4 protein-coding genes and 1 pseudogene are annotated in these 3326 nt (G+C 70.2%); all 5 read left to right on the top strand.

What is annotated here, in order from left to right; translation table 11 throughout:
• The coding region (locus ASG00_RS06295; protein WP_235559322.1) for a PfkB family carbohydrate kinase at positions 1 to 622 on the top strand (622 nt) is incomplete at its 5' end.
• A gap of 1 nt (position 623) precedes the next feature.
• Positions 624 to 1523 (top strand): Cgl0159 family (beta/alpha)8-fold protein, encoded by a 900-nt coding sequence (locus ASG00_RS06290; protein ID WP_056207640.1) that lies wholly within the window; start codon positions 624 to 626, stop codon positions 1521 to 1523.
• A gap of 23 nt (positions 1524 to 1546) precedes the next feature.
• Positions 1547 to 2205, top strand: a pseudogene (locus ASG00_RS17395) (aldehyde dehydrogenase family protein); the annotation flags it as partial.
• A gap of 4 nt (positions 2206 to 2209) precedes the next feature.
• Positions 2210 to 3040 (top strand): aldehyde dehydrogenase family protein (locus ASG00_RS17390; protein ID WP_235559320.1); only part of this gene is annotated, 831 nt, incomplete at its 5' end.
• A gap of 78 nt (positions 3041 to 3118) precedes the next feature.
• Positions 3119 to 3326: 5-deoxy-glucuronate isomerase (locus ASG00_RS17385; RefSeq protein WP_235559396.1), on the top strand; the 208-nt coding region annotated here is incomplete at its 3' end.

The following is a 3326-nucleotide window of genomic DNA, read 5'->3' as shown; positions in this document are numbered from 1 at the left end:
CCGCGAGCCGAAGGCGCCCGACCTCAACATCGACGACGCGCAGCTCGACCTCGCCGCCGTGCGCGGAGCCGACGTGCTCTGGCTCACCGCGACCGGACTCACCCAGGAGCCCAGTCGCTCGGCGCACCACACCGCTCTCGCCGCACGCGACCGTGCCCGCCACACCGTGCTCGATCTCGACTACCGGCCCATGTTCTGGTCGGGTCCTGCCGCTGCGAGCGAGCAGATCGAGCCCGTCCTCGGCCAGGTCACGGTGGCCGTCGGCAACCGTGAGGAGTGCGAGGTCGCCGTCGGCGAGACCGATCCGCACCGCGCCGCCGACGCACTGCTCGAGCGGGGTGTCGAGATCGCGATCGTCAAGCAGGGACCGCGTGGCGTGCTCGCCAAGACCGCGGACGAGAGCGTCGAGGTCGCTCCCTACTTCGTGGATGTCGTCAACGGCCTCGGCGCGGGCGACGCCTTCGGCGGGGCGCTCTGTCATGGACTGCTGTCGGGGTGGAGCCTCGGGCGCATCGTGCGCTTCGCGAACGTCGCGGGTGCCATCGTCGCCTCGCGGCGCGAGTGCTCGACGGCGATGCCGACGACCGATGAGGTCGAGGCCGTACTCGAGAGGATCCGCTGAGATGGCCGCGCACACTCTGGGGGACGCGGACTTCGCCCGCGTGCGGGACATCCGCGCCCACCGGCCCGAATCGATTCGGACCGCCCTGGCCGACCGTGTCCGCCGGCCGCTGCTGCGCGGTGACGGGCGCCTGTTCATCGTCGCCGCCGACCACCCGGCGCGCGGCGCCCTCTCGGTCGGTGCCGACGCGCAGGCCATGGCCGACCGCTACGACCTGCTCGACCGCCTCGCGACCGCCCTGCAGCGGCCCGGCGTCGATGGCGTGCTCGGCACCCCTGATGTGATCGACGACCTCGCCGCCCTCGGCCTGCTCGACGACAAGATCGTCGTCGGCTCGATGAACCGCGGCGGGCTGCGCGGCGCCGCGTTCGAGATGGATGACCGCTTCACCGGCCACGACGTCGCGGGCATGGTGTCCGACGGCATCGACGTCGCCAAGACGCTGCTGCGTGTCAACTTCGCGGATGCCGCGACCGCCCCGACGCTCGAGACCACGGCGCACGCCGTGACCGAGGCCGCCGCCGCCCGACTGCCGATCATGCTCGAGCCGTTCATCAGCCGGTGGGTGGACGGACGGATCGTCAACGACCTGTCGACGGACGCAGTCATCCTCTCGATCGCCATCGCCCAGGGTCTCGGATCGACGAGTGCCTACACCTGGCTGAAGCTGCCGGTCGTCGACGACATGGAGCGGGTGATGGCGGCGACGACGCTGCCGACCCTGCTGCTCGGCGGAGACTCGGGGGCCGATCCCGACGAGACCTTCGCGTCCTGGGAGGCCGCGCTCGGACTTCCCGGGGTGCGGGGCCTTACCGTGGGCCGTACCCTGCTCTATCCGCCCGACGGTGACGTCGCCGCGGCCGTGGACATCGCGGCCGGCCTCGTGCACCCCGACCTGTGACCCCAACCGAGGAGAGTTCCGACATGAGCACCACTGTCTCCGCCCCCGCCGGCACCGCCGACGCCACCGATGTGCGTGTGATCTCGCACTGGATCGACGGCGCCGAACGCGTGTCGACGAGCGGCCGCACCGCCCCCGTCTACAACCCGGCTACGGGCGCCGTGAGCGCGCACGTCGCGCTCGCCGATCAGGCCGAGATCGACGAGGCGATCGCCTCCGCGCAGCGCGGTTTCGAGATCTGGAAGGATTACTCGATCGCGAAGCGCCAGACGGTGCTGTTCGCGTTCCGCGAGCTGCTCAACGCCCGCAAGGGCGAGCTCGCCCGCATCATCACCGCCGAGCACGGCAAGGTCGTCTCCGATGCGATCGGTGAGATCCTGCGCGGCCAGGAGGTCGTCGAGCTCGCGACCGGGTTCCCGCACCTCATCAAGGGTGCGTACTCCGAGAACGTCTCCACCGGCATCGACGTCTATTCGCTGCGTCAGCCCCTCGGCGTCGTCGGCATCATCTCGCCGTTCAACTTCCCGGCGATGGTGCCGATGTGGTTCTTCCCCATCGCGATCGCCGCCGGCAACGCCGTCGTCGTCAAGCCCAGCGAGAAGGACCCCTCCGCCTCGCTCTGGATCGCTCAGCTGTGGAAGGAGGCCGGACTTCCCGACGGCGTCTTCACGGTGCTGCAGGGNNNNTCGACTCCCATCGCGCAGTACATCTACGAGACCGCCTCGCGCAACGGCAAGCGCGTGCAGGCCCTCGGCGGCGCGAAGAACCACATGCTGGTGCTGCCCGACGCCGACCTCGACCTCGTCGCCGACCAGGCTGTCAACGCGGGCTACGGCGCTGCGGGCGAGCGCTGCATGGCGATCTCGGTCGTGCTGGCCGTCGAGCCGGTCGCCGACGAGCTGATCGCGAAGATCGTCGAGCGCATCGGCAAGCTCAAAATCGGCAACGGTGCGGGCATCGACGGCGTCGAGCCCGACATGGGGCCGCTCATCACGGGTGTGCACCGCGACAAGGTGTCGTCGTACGTCGACATTGCCGAGCAGGATGGCGCCACCATCGTCGTCGACGGTCGCGGCTTCACCGTCGACGGTCACGAGGACGGCTTCTTCTTCGGTCCGACCCTGATCGACGAGATCCCGACGACCTCCCGCGCCTACCAGGAGGAGATCTTCGGCCCCGTGCTCGAGGTCGTGCGGATCCAGACGTTCCAGGAGGGTCTCGACCTCATCAACTCGGGCCAGTTCGGCAACGGCACCGCGATCTTCACCAACGACGGCGGCGCCGCACGGCGGTTCCAGAACGAGGTGCAGGTCGGCATGATCGGCATCAACGTGCCGATCCCCGTGCCGGTCGCCTACCACTCGTTCGGCGGCTGGAAGGCGTCGCTGTTCGGCGACGCGAAGGCCTACGGCGTGCACGGGTTCGACTTCTTCACCCGCGAGAAGGCCATCACGAGCCGCTGGCTCGACCCCGCAACCCACGGCGGCATCAACCTCGGGTTCCCGCAGAACACCTGATCCAGACCCGGATGCCGCGGCCCCGCCGATCTGGCCGCGGCATCCGCTCCTCTCCTCCCTCACGAAAGCAGCACTGCCATGCCCGCTCCCGACCAGCGCTGGTTCCACCGGCGCGGCGCCCTCGCCCGCGACGGGTGGGAGAGCGTCGTCGACGCCTCGACTCCCGGCTGGGCCCACACGGGCATCCGGGTGGCCGAGCTCGCCGCCGGCGACGTGCTCGCCCTCGATGAGCGCGACGTGGAGCGCATCGTGGTGCCGCTCGCGGGGAGCTTCCGGATCGAGACGG

It is taken from the genome of Microbacterium sp. Leaf351, from assembly GCF_001423825.1.
Taxonomy (GTDB): Bacteria; Actinomycetota; Actinomycetes; order Actinomycetales; family Microbacteriaceae; genus Microbacterium; species Microbacterium ginsengisoli.
The sequence above is the reverse complement of the archived record's forward strand: the minus strand, read 5'-3'. Positions and strand labels throughout refer to the sequence as shown.